Source organism: Streptomyces sp. NPDC057743, from assembly GCF_042798755.1.
Lineage (GTDB): Bacteria > Actinomycetota > Actinomycetes > Streptomycetales > Streptomycetaceae > Streptomyces.
The window spans coordinates 43,469-60,602 of sequence record NZ_JBHVJX010000027.1 but is presented as its reverse complement, the minus strand read 5'-3'; the positions used below and the strand labels follow the sequence as shown (position 1 = coordinate 60,602).

The 17,134-nt window shown below is 70.0% G+C and carries 13 protein-coding genes; 2 read left to right on the top strand and 11 right to left on the bottom strand.

The genetic code is table 11. The features are described from left to right. Positions 1-4 precede the first annotated feature (4 nt). The 4 genes from ACFVFQ_RS27480 to ACFVFQ_RS27465 form a co-directional block, all read right to left on the bottom strand. A complete protein-coding gene (locus ACFVFQ_RS27480) occupies positions 5-1,213 on the bottom strand; it encodes a DegT/DnrJ/EryC1/StrS family aminotransferase (RefSeq protein WP_383420732.1) in 1,209 nt (402 codons plus the stop codon). Positions 1,214-1,246: 33 nt separating this feature from the next. After that, entirely contained in the window at positions 1,247-2,119 is an 873-nt protein-coding gene (locus tag ACFVFQ_RS27475) for a DUF6071 family protein (RefSeq protein ID WP_383420730.1), read from the bottom strand. A gap of 24 nt (positions 2,120-2,143) precedes the next feature. Further along, on the bottom strand, positions 2,144-3,598 hold the full coding sequence (locus tag ACFVFQ_RS27470; RefSeq protein ID WP_383420727.1) for a carbamoyltransferase: 1,455 nt from the start codon (positions 3,596-3,598) through the stop codon (positions 2,144-2,146). Between the two features lie 256 nt (positions 3,599-3,854). Then, entirely contained in the window at positions 3,855-4,385 is a 531-nt protein-coding gene (locus ACFVFQ_RS27465) for a GrpB family protein (RefSeq protein ID WP_383420725.1), read from the bottom strand. Positions 4,386-4,627: 242 nt separating this feature from the next. On the opposite strand from ACFVFQ_RS27465, the gene ACFVFQ_RS27460 reads away from it, so the two are divergent. Further along, a complete protein-coding gene (locus tag ACFVFQ_RS27460) occupies positions 4,628-5,725 on the top strand; it encodes an FAD-dependent oxidoreductase (RefSeq protein ID WP_383420723.1) in 1,098 nt (365 codons plus the stop codon). Positions 5,726-5,863: 138 nt separating this feature from the next. On the opposite strand, the gene ACFVFQ_RS27455 is transcribed toward ACFVFQ_RS27460, so the two are convergent. Together ACFVFQ_RS27455 and ACFVFQ_RS27450 are read right to left on the bottom strand one after the other, a co-directional pair. Beyond that, the gene (locus tag ACFVFQ_RS27455; protein ID WP_383420721.1) at positions 5,864-6,463 is read right to left on the bottom strand and encodes a transposase; all 600 of its coding nucleotides are present in this window, start codon (positions 6,461-6,463) and stop codon (positions 5,864-5,866) included. A gap of 66 nt (positions 6,464-6,529) precedes the next feature. Continuing rightward, a complete protein-coding gene (locus ACFVFQ_RS27450; RefSeq protein ID WP_383420719.1) occupies positions 6,530-9,301 on the bottom strand; it encodes an AAA family ATPase in 2,772 nt (923 codons plus the stop codon). Positions 9,302-10,379: 1,078 nt separating this feature from the next. Between ACFVFQ_RS27450 and ACFVFQ_RS27445 the strand changes: the two genes are divergently transcribed. Further along, entirely contained in the window at positions 10,380-10,775 is a 396-nt protein-coding gene (locus tag ACFVFQ_RS27445; RefSeq protein ID WP_383420717.1) for a VOC family protein, read from the top strand. Positions 10,776-10,898: 123 nt separating this feature from the next. Here the strand turns inward: ACFVFQ_RS27445 and ACFVFQ_RS27440 are convergent, their stop codons facing one another. The 5 genes from ACFVFQ_RS27440 to ACFVFQ_RS27420 form a co-directional block, all read right to left on the bottom strand. After that, positions 10,899-11,984, bottom strand: a complete 1,086-nt coding sequence (locus tag ACFVFQ_RS27440) for a lysozyme (protein WP_383420715.1) — start codon at positions 11,982-11,984, stop codon at positions 10,899-10,901. A 277-nt stretch (positions 11,985-12,261) separates the two neighbouring features. Beyond that, positions 12,262-13,734, bottom strand: a complete 1,473-nt coding sequence (locus ACFVFQ_RS27435; protein WP_383420713.1) for a pyridoxal phosphate-dependent decarboxylase family protein — start codon at positions 13,732-13,734, stop codon at positions 12,262-12,264. Next, positions 13,731-14,936, bottom strand: coding sequence for a hypothetical protein (locus ACFVFQ_RS27430; RefSeq protein WP_383420711.1), 1,206 nt, complete (start codon positions 14,934-14,936; stop codon positions 13,731-13,733). Before ACFVFQ_RS27430 ends, ACFVFQ_RS27435 begins: the two co-directional genes overlap by 4 nt. Next, on the bottom strand, positions 14,899-15,468 hold the full coding sequence (locus ACFVFQ_RS27425) for a GNAT family N-acetyltransferase (protein ID WP_383420709.1): 570 nt from the start codon (positions 15,466-15,468) through the stop codon (positions 14,899-14,901). Before ACFVFQ_RS27425 ends, ACFVFQ_RS27430 begins: the two co-directional genes overlap by 38 nt. After that, a complete protein-coding gene (locus ACFVFQ_RS27420; RefSeq protein ID WP_383420707.1) occupies positions 15,465-17,132 on the bottom strand; it encodes a carbamoyltransferase N-terminal domain-containing protein in 1,668 nt (555 codons plus the stop codon). Before ACFVFQ_RS27420 ends, ACFVFQ_RS27425 begins: the two co-directional genes overlap by 4 nt. Positions 17,133-17,134: the final 2 nt, after the last annotated feature.

Below are 17,134 nucleotides of genomic sequence, written 5' to 3'. Positions count from 1 at the left end.
GCCATCAGTTCCTTGCTGTCGCGGTCGGTCGGTGAGGGTGGGCTGGCACGGTGCCGTCAGCCGGGTCGGTGCTTGCGGTGGCACGTCCACCGACCGTGCGCAGGGCCGCCCGCACGGCTTGCGCCACCGTGTGGATGTCCTCGCCGGTGAGGCCGGGGAACAGGGGGAGGGACAGGCACTGTCGGGCCAGTGCCTCGGTCTCCGGCAGCCCTTCCGGCGCGGTCCGGAAGGCGCGGAACGGCGCCAGGTCGTGCACCGCCCGCGGGTAGTGGACGCGTGCGTCGACGCCGTGTCGCGCCAACTCGGCCCGCAGGGCGTCGCGTTCGGGGTGTCGGACGACATACAGGTGGTAGGCGTGGCCGGCTTCCGCGGATCCTGCCGGAAGCGCGAGGCCGGTGTCTGCCAGGAGCCGCCGGTAGCCGTCCGCGGCCCGCTGCCGCGAGGCGATCCACTCGTCGAGGTGTGGCAGTTTGGCCCCGAGCGCGGCGGCCTGGAGGGTGTCCATCCGCCAGTTGTGGCCGACTGTCACGACCTCGCCGTCCTGACGGCCGTGGTCGCGTAGGGCCCGGGCCCGCCGGGCGATGTCCGGGTCGTCGGTGACCAGCGCTCCCGCGTCGCCGATGGCGCCGAGGTTCTTGGACGGGTAGAAACTGAAACAGCTCACGTCCGCGTACTGCGCAGCCGGCCTTCCCTCCCAAGTGGCCCCGTGCGCGTGGGAGGCGTCGGCGACGACCGGGATGCCGTACTCGGCGCCGATCGCGGCCAGTTCTCCTGGGTCGGCCGGGTGGCCGTAGAGGTGGACGGGGACGATGGCCCGGGTCCGTGCCGAGATCGCCGCTCTCACCTGGTCCGGCCGGATGGTCCTGGTAGCCGGGTCGATGTCCGCGAACACCGGTGCGGCACCGGTGTGCACGATCGCGGCCGCGGTGGCGACGAAGGTGGCCGAGACCGTCACGACCTCGTCCCCGGGGCCGCAGCCGACGGCGGCCAGGGCGCACTGGAGAGCGCTGGTGCCCGAGGACGTGCCGACGCAGTGGGCGGCGCCGTTGTGGGCGGCGAACTGCCGCTCGAAGGCGTTGACGGCGCGGCCGTGGATGAAGTCCCCCGCGGCAATAACCTCTTCGACGGCGGCGCGGAGGGTGTCGGTGAGGGCGCTCCGTCCCAGGTCGTTGAAGGGGACCCGGGGGCTGAGGGGCGGGTCGGGTGGCGTCAAGGTGGCTCCTCCGGTCGCGGGGCCTGCCCGGGATCAGGGGTAGATGTAGGGATCGGACCGGTCGGAGCGCCGGGCGCGCGAGCGGGTACGACGGGATCGCACGAATCTCCCGATCCGCTCGGTGCCCTTCCTGTCGTGTCGTCTGAGGGCCTGGGCCCCTCCCAGCACGGGCAGACCGGCGTCGGTGAGCTGTGCGGGGTCGACGCTCGCGAACCCGTCGGGGTCGAGGTGTGCGGCCAGCGATGTCGCCCAGAGTCGGTGGCCGGTCTCGTTGGGGTGCTGGACGTTGACCGTGTTCGGCCACCGACGCAGGAACGCGGCCATGGTCGGTTCGGCCGGTTCGTGCGGGACGAAAGGCGCGCCCATGAGGGCTTCTTGAACGCACGTACCGCGCAGGTGCCTGGGAGTCTCGGGGGCGACGATGCCGTTGAAGAACACGTGCGCGATGCCGCTCTGCTCCAAGAAGGCATGCAGTGAGGCGACTTGGGTGGCGTAGCGCTGTTCTGCCTCATCCGGGCAGACCGCCGACTTCCGATACGCCGACACGAGCCGGTCCAACGCCCTGATGTCGTACGCGTGGTGGGGCACGATCTGCCGGTAGTCGCCCGCGACGTGGAACTCACGCCGGGCGGGGTGCGTCCACCCCACGACGACGAGCAGCGCCTGCGGTGGCAGCCCCGCTTTCAGCCAGCGTGCGACGAAGTCGATCGACGTCCGCACGATACGGTCGTTGGACCCGCTGGGCATCGCGTCGTTGTAGCTGCCGTCGGCATCGAGCAGGGCGTGCAGCCGCCCCGGCCAGCTGTAGCGCCAGCGGTAGCCGTGGTCCCGGCACACCTTCGTGACCGGGTGGTCGGCGAGTTCCGATCCGTAGGTCATGGAGCAGCCATTGGCATAGACGTACACTGTCCCACCGCCCTCCCGCACGCGTCAGAAAACCGGAACCTGGTACTGCCTGGCGAAGTCCTGGGCGTCCTGCCAGGTGTTGACCAAGGGCTGGCCGCGGATGTTGAGGCTGGTGTTGAGCAGCATCGGACACCCGGTGCGCTCGTGGAAGCGCGAAATCACCTCGTGGAGCAGGGGGTTCTGCTCGCGGCGCAGGGTCTGGACCCGACTGGTCCCGTCCACGTGGCACACCGCCGGATAGGCGTCGGGGTCCCGGCACGCCACCACGTACTGCATGTACGGAGCCTCATCCACGGGCATCTCGAAGAGCTTGTCGGCGTACTCGGCCAGGACCACGGGTGCGAACGGCCGGTAGCGTTGCCGCTTTTTGATCGCATTGACCCGGTCCTTGGTGGCCGGGTCCCGCGGGTCCGCGAGCAGGCTGCGGTTGCCCAGGGCTCTCGGGCCGTACTCCGCACGCCCGTTGGCCAGTCCGACGACTGATCCGCCGAGCAGGGCATCGACGACCTGGGCCGGTTCGGTGCGGCGCCGGATGTCGTGCCCGAGATAGGGTCCCTCCCACGGGAGGAACTGACGGGTGTGGGCGGCCAGCGCTCCCAGCGCCGAACCGGCGTCCCCGGGGTTGGGCGGGATCCAGATGTCGTCGAACAGCCCCATGGCCGCGAGCCGTCCGTTGAACAGGCAGTTCAGGGCGACGCCCCCCGTATAGACGAGGTTTCGGGACGGAACGGTCCGGGCCACCCAGCGGAACAGATCGGTGAGGAAGTCCTCCAGTACGGCCTGGGCGCTGCTCGCCAGGTCCGGTGCGTGGGTGAGTTCGAGGTGCCAGCGAGGACCGAGGCCCCGGTGCAGGCTCTGCCTCAGCGCGAAATTCGGCGGTTTCCGGTCGGCGAGCAGCTCGGTTTCGAGGAGCGCACGGTGGCGGGGAGTTCCGTAGCCCGCCATGCCCATGAGGATGTACTCCTCCTCGTTCGGCTTGAGTCCGGCCCGCTGGGTGATGGCCGAGTAGAACAGTCCCAGGCTGTGCGGATAGCGGACGGAGTGCACTTTCCTCAGGCGGCGGTTCCGGGCGTGCCAGACGGTCAGGGTGTCCCATTCTCCGATGGCGTCGACGACGACCACCGCGGCGTCGGTGAACGGTGAGGTGAAATAGGCACCGGCGGCATGCGACTTATGGTGGGAGACGAAATGCACGGGCTTCCCACGTAACGCCGGAAACCGCTCGATGTAGCGCTTGGGGCTCACCGTCAGGGCCGCGGACCAGTTTCCCGCCCGTGCCTGGCGCAGCCGTTTCAGTAAAGGGTGTTCGTAGTAGACGATGCCCTCGATATCGTCGGCATACCGCAGGGCGTCGTCCAGGAGTGCGCCGTTCAGTAAAGGATCGTTCTTCTTTCGGCTGTACCTCTCACTGTGCGACGCGAAGACGATCCGACCCTCCCTGAGGACGGCCAGACCCGCATCGTGTGCGAGGCAACTCACGCCAACCAGGGCCACCCGCAACTCCCCTCGGTGGAGGTTCGCCTCTGAATGCTCCTTTGCCCCTTCGCCGAACCCGTGTACTAGCCATTGAGCGTTACACGGGTGTGGTTTGAGTCAACATAGGCGCTGCCAGTGGATCAGCACAAGCGACTTTCAGCCATCGGAAAACCACGAGTTGGCAAACCATTTCGTGGAGTCCGGTGAGGGGTCACCGCGGTTCAAGAGAGGCCCGGAGGGCACCCCCAGAGCGGCGCCGTCAGCCCTGACCAGCCGCTCGGCGGGCCTCCGCCCGCACTTGGGCGAGGGCATCCTCAATGAACGCGGACTTACCCACGGTGTACGCGGACCGGTCGTCGCGGTGCCGGGACGCCAACTCCCGCTTGAGCGCGCCATAGCGCCGCGAGCTTTCCGGATGCGCGCGCAAGAAGTCACGGAACGCCAGATGCCGGGCGAGCTCCGTGCTGTCGGCGGCACACACGTACAAGTGGTGCGCCGGCGTCCCCTCCGGGGCAGCGAAAGCCTCCCGGCCGGGAATACCCAAGTCCCCCTCATGCGCGTATCCCAAGGACCGCAACGCCGCGATGGCCTCGGCCGGATCCGCTCCCGCGGGGATGACCGCGTCCATGTCCACAACGGGTTTGGCCGGCAGACCGGGAACTGCCGTGCTCCCGACATGCTCGATACGCAGGACCAGCGGACCCAGCCCGTCGCGAATGACGACGGCCAACCGCCCGAAAACTACCGGCCACTGAGGGTCGTACTCGACGATCTGCACCGGCTGGGACATACGGAAACCTTCCTAAACGGTGTCGCCGACCCACTCCGCAGCGAATTCCGCTTCCTTGCAAAGCCCTTGCACCAATTGACTCTCTGTAGTCTACTCCTCCGGAGCCGGCCACCGCCCCGCCCCCGTCGGCCCGCCCGCGCCGATTCCCCGGGAAAACGGCGGGCATCGTTTCCGGGGAACACTCCCGGGCAGAAATACCCCCTGTTCCCGCGCAGACCGCTTCACGAAGGATTCGGAGGAGCATGGTGCAGGCAGAACGCATCGCGGTGGTGGGCGGCGGGATATTCGGTGCGACCACGGCGGTGGAGTTGGCCCGCACGGGATATTCCGTGGTGCTCTTCGAGCAGTCCCACACCCTGTTGTCGGCGGCGAGCAGCGCCAACCAGCGCCGGCTGCACCGCGGTTACCACTACCCACGAGGGATGGACACGGTTGCCGCGGTGATGCGGGCCTTCGGCGCCTTCAAGACCGAGTACGGTGCGGCCATCCACAACAGATCCGCACACTACGTCGCCATCGCCAAGCGGAACAGCCTGGTGACCGCGGAGCGCTATCTCGCCTTCTGCGACAGCGTCGGGCTGCCGTACCGCGAGGAGTACCCGCCGTTCCTCCGCAGGCGCTCGGTCGAACTGTCGGTGCGCATCGCAGAGGCCCACATCGACATCAACGAACTGCGCCGACTGTGCTCGGCCAGACTGGCCGCCGCGGGCGTCGAGGTGCGGCTGGGAACCCGGGCGGACCGGCGCACGCTGCGGGAGTTCGACCAAGTGGTGCTGGCCACCTACTCCTCGATCAACGCCCTACACCCCGGACCCGTTTCCGCCCTGCCGGAGTACCAGTTCGAGGTCTGCGAGAAGCCACTGGTCGCACTCCCGCCCATGTACCTGGGCCACAGCCTGGTCATCATGGACGGCCCCTTCATGTGCCTGGACCAGGTCGCCGGCACCCGCCGCTTCTTGTTGGGCAACGTCGACCACGCCATCCACGCGACGACGGTCGGACCCTACCCACTCATACCCGGCCCACTCATGCAGTACGTGAACGCGGGACTGGTCCACCGACCCCAGGTGACCCGCTTCCCCGACTTCCAACGCTTCGCCCGCTGCTTCGTGACCGGCTTCACCGAAGCGACCCACCTGGGCTCGTACTTCACGATACGGGCCGTCCTGCCCCACGTGGAGACCACCGACGACCGCCCGACACTGGTACGACGCCTCGACGAACGCACCGTCGCACTGTTCGGCGGAAAGATCGCCACCTGCGTGGCCTCCGCCCGCCAAGTGACCGGACTGCTGCACGAGGGCGGCTGGCAACCGTTAGCCGTGTCCGGCGAATCGTGAGATCGGAGGCCCCTGGATGGCGTGTTGGCCGAACAACTCAGGCGTTCAGGCGCACTTCAACGTTGCGAGTCATGAAGAGATTCCGTTCGTAGCTCTCGGTCTGCGACTTCAAGCCCCACGGATGCCTGGCGGATGCTGTCACGACGGCCGGGAGGGTTCCACTTCGGCTTGCTTGATTCTGTCGGGGATCTTGGGGTGGTCAAGGTCAACTGCTGAGGTTTCGCCAGGACTTCGACCTGGCCGTGAGCACGTGTTGCAGGTGGGTTTTCCGCTGTCCTCGGTAGCGGCAGTGACGCATGCCGTGTCCGTGGGCGAACTCGTTGATGGGGCCCTCCACATCGGAGACCGCGACGCGCCAGGCGAGTATGGATGCCGGGCAACTCCTGGGCGTCGTTCGTGGCGGCTGAGGGGGCGGGTCGCTTCTTCCACCGCGGCGCGGACCGCCTCGGTGACCAACTCCAGCCGGGTCACGTCGCGTACCGCGGCCAGAACGTGGGTGGAGTAGGTGCGCCGCGTGGTCCGCTCGCGTACGAGTCCGGCCTCCTTCAGGCGGGTCAGCGCCAAGTCCAGGAGGCGGTCGGCGCGACCGTCGTGGGTGAGGCGCTCGCGGAAGTCGGCCAGCACACTGTGATGGAAGCCGGGATCGTCCAGCTCCATGGCCAGGGAGTACGTGAAATCGATGCGACAGCGGACCACTTCGGCAACCTGACGGCCCGACAGACCACGTATCAACTGCATCGGGGGCTGTTCCGGAGCGACGGCCCGCCAGCCGTCGGTGTCAACGGCTGGCGGCCGGGCCGTGGTTCACCGGACGTTCACCCGTGCTCCCAGTTCGGAACGGCGGCGGATGTTGAGCTTGCGGTAGATGCGCGTGAGGTGTTGTTCGACGGTGCTGGCGGTGACGTACAGCGCGTCGGCGATCTCCCGGTTGGTGTACCCCTCGGCGGCCAGGCTGGCGACCTTTCCCTCGGCGAGGGTCAGCGCCGGTCCCCCGGCGGTCCAGGGGGCTTCGGCGGCGGCGCTCTTGTCCTGCGCGACGGGGGTCCGGGGGGCCTGCTGTGCGGGGGCCGGCGGACGGACCGTGGGGGCGGGCGAGGGGGCCGGGATCTGCCGTGTGGCGGGGGTCCGGATCTCCTCCAGGGCGCGGACGCCGCCGCACTCCCGGGCGAGCCGTTCGGCCCGGCGCAGCGTTCTGCGGCCGTAGTTGAGGTCGCCGGTGAGCTGGTAGGTCTGCGTCAACGCCCCGAGCGTGCGGGCCAGTTCGAGCGGGTCGCCGCACCGTTCGAGCACCACGGCCGACTCCCGGAGTCCCGCCGCGCGCCGTCCCACCGGTGAGGCCATGGCCCGCAGGCGGAGGGCGATGCCGCGGGTGCGGGCGTTGGGGGCCGGGAAGAGGTCCAGGTGTTCGTCGATCCGGACCCGTGCCTCCTCGCGTTCGCCGAGGCGCAGCAGGGTCTCGGCGAGGTCCAGGCGCCAGGGCACCAGGCCCGGCAGTTCGGTCTTCCAGGACTGGAGGATGTCCCCGCAGCTGCGGAAGTCGTCGAGGGCCGCCCGCAGGCCACCGGTGGCCAGGTGGTGCCGGCCCCTGGCGCGCAGGTGGACCAGTCCGTAGGGGCTACGGGCGAAGAACGCCGGCATGGGGCGGGAGAGTTCCTCCTCGACCTCGTGGTGCCGGCCCTGTTCGGTCATGGCCAGGAGTTTCAGGCCGCGCGGGAGTCCGAGCAGGATGCCCCACTTCGGGGCGTCGAGGAGTTCCAGCGCGGATTCCACCGAGCGCACCGTGCCGGCGGGGTCGCCGCGCCACAGGTCGACGACGCCCCTCGCCACCGACAGCATCGCGGTCCACAGCGCGGGCACCGGTGCGCCGCCGGCCTCCGCCGCGGCCTGGACGGACCGGAGTCCGTCGGCGTCCAGCCGTTCCGCGGCCAGCAGCGAGAACAGGGCGACCTGCGCCGCTTCGAGGTCGGTGTGGTCGGGTCGGGCGCGTTGCAGGATCTCCTCGGCGCGGCGCGTCACGGGCTCCTGCTCGCCGCCGGTGAGCAGTCCGGGCAGTTCGCTGGCGCTCGGCAGCCACGGGTACCCGCCGATGATCATCTCCGGGCTCAGCTGGCACCCGTCGCAGCACTCGGCGTGCGGCATGCCGGGGAAGACATGGCGGAGCCAGAAGTCGGTGAGGGCGAATTCGATGTGGGTCTCGGGGTCGCTCGGGCGGCCGGCCCTGGCCATCGTGAACACCTCGTCGGCCTCGTCGGCGCGGCCCTGCCAGGCCAGGCGTCGGGACAGCCGGGAGAGCCACCGCCCGGACAGGCTGCCCTCGCGGGCGCTGTCCACCAGGGAGTTCAGGCGCCGGGAGACCAGGGCCGGGTCCACCCACCAGGTGATGTCCAGCAGTTTGGCGTGCACCTCGACCCGGGTGTGGTGGTCGGTGCAGCCGTCGGAGGCGAGTTTGAGCAGGGCGATGGCGTGTTGGTAGTCGTAGCGCCGGGTCGCCTGGTCCGCGGCCTCGCACAGGATGCCCACCGCCCAGGGCTGCGGTGCGGCGCCGGCCGCGAGCAGGTGTGGGGCGATGTGCTCGGCCGGTGCGCCGTCCTCGTAGAGCACCTCGGCGGTGCGCAGCCGCAACCGGCGCGCCGCCTCGTGGTCCATGGCCCCGGTCAGCACGCCGCGGACGCGGGGGTGCAGCACCAGTCCGGGTGCCAGCACGCCGCTGGCGGTCAACTCGTCCAGTACACGATGCAGTTCGCGGGGCGCCAACTCGGCAACGCGGGCCAGTCGTTCCTGGTTGCAGAACGGGCCCAGGACGGCCACGGCTTCCAAGACGTCGGCGGTGATCGGGCAGTCGGCGGGGCGCAGGCGGGTCAGGACGGTGCACGTGAACGAGGGGCCGTAGACCGGTTCGTCCCGGTCCTCTTCGCCCGCGGCCACGACGTCGTCCAGCAGGGCCTGGAGGAGCAGCGGGTTTCCGCCCGTCACGGCGAGCAGTTCGTCGACGAGGACGGCCGGGGGTTCGCGGTCGAGCCGGCTGCGGAGCAGTGCGACCACTCCCCCGCGGGTCAGCGGGCCGAGGGTGAACGCGCGCCGGCGGGAGCGGGGGAAGAGGGGGACGCCGGGTCGGGAGTCGTGGGGGTCGGTGGCCCGTCGGGAGTCGGAGACCAGCACGTACAGCGGTGCGGAGTCGAGGTGTCGGGCCAGTTCGCGCAGGAGCTTGGTGGAGTCCGGGCCGGCGAGAGGGGCGTTGTCCACGACGAGCAGCAGCGGTTCGGCCGAGGCCAGGGCGAGGAGGTGTTCGGCGAGGGCGGTGGGGGTCGTCGGCGGCTCGGTGGCCGTGGTGTCGCGCAGCGCGTCCCGCACCGCGCCCACCACGTCGACCACGGCCGGCCCTTCGGGTTCGGGGCCGCCAACGGACAGCACGCGGAGGCCCCGTGTCCTGGCGTGTGCCGAAGCCGCTTCGAGCAGGGCGGTCTTGCCGCAGCCGACCGGTGCGCTGACGGCGAAGAACGCTCCTCGCCGTGCCGAGTTCCGGCCCATGCGGTCAGCAAGCTCGCTCAACTGCGCGTCCCGCTCGACTAAGTACATTCCGCCTCCTGCGATGGGCTTGGCCCAGTTCCCGTACGGCTCGGATGTGCTCCGTGCGGAAGTCGCATCCGGGGCGACCACGTTGTCGTCAGAACCCGAACTCTTCGACCCGTCGGGGGTCGCGGCGTGTGCGGGTGCAACGCCATTGCCCGGGCGACTTCCGTTCGGGGCCGAGCAACTCATGACGGCATCCGACCACAGCCCGCCCGGCTCCCTCAAGATCAACCAGGCGCTCGCGGGCGACACTAGTCGCCCCTCCAGTCATCCCTACAGTCATTGCTACAGTCACGAACTATCCGAGGCATCGACCACGCATCGCGACGGGGACACCCCACTCACGGCCACTATCAAGCCACTCAACGGTGCTTTTCGGCCGGCTACTTGACTAAGGTTCCCGCATTGGTCAGACGCTCACAACCCGTTTCGTAAAAGCAATGCCAGACGGCGGAAATGCGCACGTCACAAAGGAGCCAACTCCGGAGCGGGGCGTGTCACAGGGGGACGATGGTGCGGGTGGGGCGGGGTCGCTTTACAATTGCGCCATCCGCGGGAAAGCGCGCGTGCGCGGCGAATTGGCCGGGCGGTGGGGTGCCCGCGATGCCGCCCAGGTCGTGCCATACCCGTGCTCACGGCAGCGCCGGTTCCCTCGGCCGTTCTCGGGTAACTCCCGCAATGTTCTGGCGAACGCCTCCCGCCTTCTCCCCCCGCACGCGCCCGCTGCGCGCCGCTCATTCAATGTTCGACCAGAGCTCGCCCTCCACCCCTAACCCTCCCCAAACACCCCCCTAACCTGCCGAGGAAAAGGGGCAGCTCATGCACCCCGAGCGGCGAGATCGAGAGCGGGTCACCCGGCGCCAGCGAAATCCGGCGATCAACTTTGCGCTCACGGCAGCGAACGCCCCCGCCCCGGTCGCGTGTCAATCCCACACCGCCGCGACTCGCCGGCGAACTGGAGGACGACCGTCCGCACTCTCTCCAACGCCTGCCAGCACTCCAGCCATTGGCAGGGTCTCCGCACGCCCCAAGCCGTCGCCCGCCGTGTGACCACGGCGCCGAAGCGCCCCTAGCATCGGATGGCATGCGTCGAACGCGGCAACTCAAGGTGGGATTGCGCGTGCGGGACCTGGACGCGTCCTGCGGGCTCTACCGGAAGCTCGGCTTCAAGCAAGTCCCCCACACCTCCTACCCAGGCATCCGTTACCTGACCTTCGGCCACACCTGGTTGATCCTGTCCGGCCTGTTCATCCACAGCGACCACACCGCCGTTCGTGACCAAGCGGCCAGAACGGGTCCGCTCGGCAACGGCCTCGTCCTGACCGTGCCCACCAGGAACCTCCAAGCCCTCCACGCACTCTGGTGTGCTGAAGGGCTGCCGGTAACACTGGAGCCGGCGGACGCCCCATGGGGCCGCATCTTCATGGGCCTGGACCCCGACGGCTACGAGTTGCTGTTCGAGCAGTCCCCAAGCCGTTGACGGTCAGGGTCGACTCCTACGACGGCGCCCTCGGCATCAAGACCGGTACCACCACCCCGGCGGGCGACCGCGGAGCGTGCGACCACCCCCACGGTGGCCGCACGCCCCGCGTCAGACTGCCTCTCAGCCCTTGCCGAGCGCGTCCGTGAACGCATACGGCGACTGCGAGACCCCGCTACACACCGGCGAGGACGCCGGCTTCGCGCCCCGCGCGGCCTCCGGGCCCGCCTTGGCCGACACCGCAGACGGAGCCGGCGTCCTCGACGCACCCGACGCCTTCTTCGCGGCCGCGGTACATGCCTGGTCGCGGCTCACGGACCAGTAGGACATCCGCCCGACCCCGTTGCTCGCCGCCCAACTCGCCACTGACGCGGCGTTGGCCAGGCTGAAGGTGGAGCCGTCGTCGTTCACGCCGATCATCGGCGTGATGCCGAGGTTGGCGTAGGTGTAACTGGAGTCCACGGACTTCATCTGCGCCAGGGTGGCCTTGCCCGCGCTGATCGCGGCCGCGCCCATGTCCGCGCCGGTGCCCTGCCCGTAGTCCATCGTCATGACGTTGACGTTGTCCAGCTTCACGCCGGCCGCCTTGGCGGCCTTCAGCACGTTGACGCCGTCGCCCGTCAGCCCGTTGGGCAACACCGGCAGCGTCACCGAGGCGGTCAGCCCGGAGTTCTTCGCCTTCAGGTCCTTGATGGCGGTCATCTGCCGGGCCACGCCCGCGGTGTCGGCCACGGACGCACCCTCGATGTCGAAGTCCAGGGAGTGGGTGCCGTAGGCGGTGATCTCCTTCTGGTAGCCCTCGTCGATCTCGCCCTGGTCGGTGCAGGTGAACGCCAGCGGCGCACCGCCCGCTCCCCCGGAGGAAATGATCACGCTGGCGCCCTCGCTCTTGGCCTTGGCGATCACCGGGTCGACGTTCGGGTCACTGCCGACGGGGAGCGTGTCACCCCAGACGTTGTTGCAACCGGAGCCGATGGTGAAGGCGGCGGTGTAGGTCTTCACGCCATGGCCCGTGATGGCTCCATCGAGCTTGCCCACACCGGAGTTGCTCATGTCCACGTACGGGGCGAACTGCCCCGCCGCGTCGAGGCGGGCGGCCGGTCGGAGCGCCTGCGGATGCGCGACGCTCGCGCTGGCGGCGGTGATTCCTACGGCGGACATGGTGCCGGCGACGGCCGCGGCCAGGGCAATGCGGGTCGACTTCCTCATCAGTGTCCGGTCCTTCCGTGGGGGGAGGGGAAGAGCATGACCGTTCACCGACAACATTTGGACTAGACCAAGGCCGCCGTCAAGAGCCCCGCAGGCCCCAACCGCCCCGTCTTTGAACCTTCTTGGGCCACTCCTGAAGCCCCGCTTGCCATCCCCGGCGGTTTCCCGTGGGGCCTGAAGGAGAGGTGCTCTCCCCCCGGCCGGTCGATCCCATGTCATCTCACCTCATCCCGCCTCGTCACGTTTCATCACGCCTCGCCTCCGCCTGAACGCACCGTCAACTCGCCTCTGCCTCGACCGTTTCCGCGGTGATGTGGTGGGGGACCGCGTGGCGGACGGCGTGCCATGCCTGGTGTATGTGGCGGTCTTGGGTGCGGGTGCCTCCGGCGGCCAGGCGGAGGAAGAAGACGCCGTGGTGTTCGGAGTGGGTGAGGAAGGTGGTGCCGTCGGCGTTGACGGTGTGGAGGAGGTTGCGGTTGTCGGCTTCGGAGCCGTTGAGGCGGAAGGTCACCAGGCCCAGGGTGGGTGGGGCGAGCAGGGTGAAGCGGCCGTCGGTGCGGAGCAGTTCGGCGAAGAGTCGGGCGTGGCGTACGCCGGTGCGGATGTGGGTGCGCAGCCCCTCCGTTCCGTACCAGCGGACCACGGACCAGAGTTTCAGGGCGCGGAAGCGGCGGCCCAGGGGGATCTGCCAGTGTCGGTAGTCGGTCACCCGGCCCGACTCGGAGGCGGCGTTGCGTAGGTATTCGGGGAGCACGCTCAGGGCGCCGACGAGGGCGTCGGGGTCGGTCACCCACAGCAGGTCGCAGTCGAAGTTGGTCAGCAGCCACTTGTGCGGGTTGGTGCAGTAGGAATCCGCGTGGTGCACGCCGTCGTTGACCCAGCGCAGTTCGTCGCAGACCGCGGCCACGCCGGCGTAGGCGGCGTCGACGTGGAGCCAGACCCCGTGCCTGCGGCAGATCGGGCCGATGGCGTCGAGGGGGTCGAAGGAGAGGTGGGAGGTGGTGCCGCGGGTGGCGACCACCATGAGGGGGGTGAGGCCGGCGGCCAGGTCGGCCCGGATGCGGGATTCGAGGTCGGCGTGGTCCATGGCGCCGTCTGCGTCGGTGGCCACTTCGCAGACGGCGCGCAGTCCCAGTCCGGCGATGACGGCTGCCTTGGCGGCCGCGGAGTGTGTCTGGCGGGTCAGATAGACACGGTAGCGGCGTTCGCTGGTGCCGTTTTCGCGAGTGCGGCCCGCGCTCGTGCGGTGCAGTGCGGTGAGCAGCGCGACCAGTACGGCGCTCGAGGCGGTGTCTTGGATGACGCCCTTGCCGCGGAAGTTGTCGGGCAGTCCGAGCAGGTGCACGAACCAGTCCAGCATCTGCTGTTCGACCTCGGTGCAGGCGGGGCTGGTGCTCCAGTTCATGCCTTGGACGCCCAGGCCGGCGGAGAGCAGTTCGGCCAGGACGGCGGGGCCGGAGGCGTTGGCGGGGAAGTAGCCGAAGAATCGGGGGTGTTGCCAGTGCATCAGGCCCGGGAGCACGATCCGTTCGAGGTCGGCGAGGAGGGCCGGGAAGTCCTCGCCGTGCTCGGGCGGGGTGGCCGGGAGTTGGGCGCGGATGCTGCCCGGTTCGACGGGTGGGGCGACCGGTAGGTCCTCCAGGTGTTGCCAGTAGTCGGCGATCCAGTCGATGGTCTGGTGGCCCAGGGCGCGGAAGGTGTCGTGGTCCATGTGCGGGGTGCGGGGGGACTGCGCGTCGGTGGGCTTCATAGCAGCGGCTCCTTGAGATGGCGGGCGAGGTAGCGGATGCCGTCGGTGCCGCCGGTGCCTGGCACATCGCCGATGGTCTTCTTCGCGACGCCGAGGTGGGTGCGTTTCCACCGCGCCCACTGGTCGTTGACCGCGTCGACGGCCAGGCGTAGGCCCTCGGCGGCGGCCTGGTCGTGCGTTTCCAGGCGGCCGGTGACGCGGGCGAGTGCGGTGGCGAGGGAGGGGGTGTGGGGCGGGGCCGTCTCCGGGCCGACCGCGGCGAGGGGTTCGGGGCGGAGGGCGGCCTCGCCGCGGCAGCGTCGCTCCAGGCGCGCGAAGCCGGGTGACTGGAGTGCGCCGGTGCCTGTGGTGGCCGCGCGGATCGCGGCGAACTGGTCGGGGTCGATGATGGCGACCAGGCGGAAGACGTGCTGGGCACGGGCGAGATGGGCAGCGGTGGCGTGCAGCGACGCGGTCAGCGCGGCGCTGTCGGGGTTGGTGGCCAGGGCCTGTTGGTGGGCCTGTGCGGTGTGGAACGCGGCCTGTTCGGCGAGGAGTTCCATGATCTGCACGCTACGGAGGAACAGGGGTTCGTCCGGTTGCGCCGTCGCCACCGGGAGGGACGACTCCACCAGCAGCTCCAGCGGTCCCGGGAGTCCGGCACCGCCTGCGGACAGCAGTCGGTTGCAGCGGTGCATGGCCTCGGCGATACCGGTGTGCCGGGGCTTGGTGTCGGCGTCGGCCCAGCCGTGGTGTGCGTGCAGGTGGCGCGCGAGGTGGCTGGCTGCGGTGGAGCGGAAGCGGCGTTCGCCGAGGCGTTCCTCGCGGGCGGCCCGTCGCAGTTCGTGCCGGACCAGGTCCGCGGTGAGCAGTGCGGACAGTCGCGCGGCGCGTCGAGCAAAGTCGCCCAGGCGGCACCATTGGCCGAACAGCGCGGTCATGGTGTAGGCGCCGTAGGAGGGCGCGTTGCGCAGGGAGCTGGTCAGGCAGGTCAGCCAGGCCGCGGTCGCCCATTCCAGGGTGCCTGGTTCGAGGGGGCGACTGCGGGCCCAGTCCCAGGCATCGAGGAGTCGGGTCTGAAGCCCGCCGGGCAGTGCCGCGGTGCCGTGGGCCCGTATGACGCGGGTGACCGGGCGGTGCGGGAACGGTCCGGGTGGGCCCTTGCGGATGCGCTGGAGCCAGGCGTCAACTGCCCGTTCCGCGTGGTCTGTCGGGGTCGTCATCGATGGGGTTTCTCCATACGGGGAACATGGGTGGTCCGTCGGGGAGGTGCAGCGTCCGGGTGTGTCGGAATCCGTGCCGGAGCATCAGTCGTGCGCCGCGCCAGGTGCTGGCCTCGGCGTAGGCGCCGACGCGGTCGCGGTCGGCCAGCGCGGTGAGGCGGGAGAGCATCCGTCCGCCCAGACCGGACTCCTGGTGGGCGCTGCGCACGCCGTAGAACAGCAGGTAGTAGTGCGGGGCGTGCGGATGGTGTGCGTCCAGGCGGTTGCGCATCTCGCCCTCCCGGCCGGGGGCGGGGTCGTCGGGGAGTTGGGCGTGCGGGGGCAGGGCGAGCATCGCCGCGGTGCCGGGCGACAGTTCGACGATCCCGCCGGCCGCGTGGACGCGGCCGGCGACGCCCGAGAAGAAGCGGGTGAGGGCTGCCGTTCCGTCCGGGAAGACCCACTGGGTCGGCGGATCGGCGGCGAACGCCTCGGCGAGGGTGGCGGCGACATCGGGGAGGTCGCGGGCCGTGGCGGGCCGGAAGGCGGTCATGTGCGACGGTAGAGCCGGCCCTCGGACCAGATGGCGGGTACCCGTCCCCAGGCCGCGGCCGAGGCGACGTCGGGGAAGAAGCCGCGGCCCTTGTGGTTGGCGCTGGTGTTGCAGAGCAGTGGGATGCCCGAGAGCTTCTCGTAGGCGGTCAACAGTGCGTGTACGAACGGTGATTGGCGACTATTGACGGTCTGGAGGCGGGCGGTGCCGTCGAGGTGTACGACGGCGGGGACCTTGGCCTCCCAACCGACCCGGGTGTCGTGGTCGAAGAGCATATGGGGGTCTGGGGTGCCGGGGGCGAACAGTTCCGGCGCCCGGTGTTCCAGGCATACCGGGGCGACCGGTCGGTAGTCCTCGCGGTCCTTGATGCGGTTGAGGTGTTCCTTCATGCCGGCGTCGGTGGCCGGGGCGAAGATGCTGCGGTGGCCCAGGGCGCGCGGGCCCAGTTCGGCCCGACCGGTGAGCACCACGACGGGCGCGCCGGTGTCGTGCAGTTCGCGGGCAAGTCCGTTGATGTCGCAGGCGGTTGAGGTCCATCCCGGCGGGTCGTCCAGCGCCGGCCGCAGGCGGGGGCCCTGGTAGACCGACCATTCGAGGACGGGCCGGCCGCTGGTCCGGGCCCACTCCGTGGCGGCGGCTCCCAGGGCGGCCCCGGAGTCGTTGGGGAACGGTGGCACCCACACCTCCTCGAACAGGCCGGCGGAGCGCAGCAGGTTGTTCCACTTGATGTTCAGCGCGCAGCCGCCGGCCAGGCACAGGCGGGGCGGCAGGTCGCGGTCGCGCACGGCGGCGCCGAGGGCGGCGTGCAGTCGACGGCCCACATAGCCCTGGAAGGTGGCGATGAGGTCCGCGTCCGTGGCGTCGGGCCAGGCGGATGCGGCGTCGCCCTTGAGCGCGCGGGCGAGGTCGTCGCCCATCGTGAACGACAGTTCCATGGCGTCGAGTTGCTCGGTGAGGAAGGTGTCGAAGCCCGGGTTGTCCGTGCCGAGGGCGGCGTACGCCATGGCCTTGCCGGCCACGTCGAGGTTACGGGGCATCAACTGCTGGTCATCCGTGGTCGGTTGGGGGGCGCCGCGGAACGGCGGCAGGGCGGCGCAGAAGTCCGCGAAGATGCTGCCGTACAGGGGGAACAGCTCCCCCAGGCGCGTGACGCGGAGGGGTTGGGGTTGGACCCGGTACAGGACGGGGGTCATGCCGCCGTCCCACACCAGGACCAGGGCGTCCTGGCCGCGCCGGGCGAACGGGCTGGTGGCGTAGGAGCCCATCAGGTGTTGGGTGCTGTGGTGGTAGCCGCTGTAGGCGTGCCTGGCGGAACCGAGCGGAAGCCCGATGAAGTCGTGCCGGGCCAGTACGTCGGCGCCGGGCACGTCCTGGTAGGCGGCCACCGGCAGCACCACGGGGCGCCCCTGGTGGGAGACGTGCAGCAACGGGTTCCGCTGGTCCTGGCCCGCTGGGGCGAACCAGCCGTCCACCACGAACCGGTCGATGTCGCCGAGGGCCACGCCTTCCCTGGCGAGCACGTCCTCGGCCCGCTCCAGTCGGTCCAGCGGTTGGAAGCGCCGGCTGTTGTCCACCTTCTCCATTTCCACGGAGAAGCGGAGCCTGCCGTCTTCGACGACGGCCAGGCCGCCGTCGTGGGTGAGTTTCAGTCCGCAGATCAGCATGT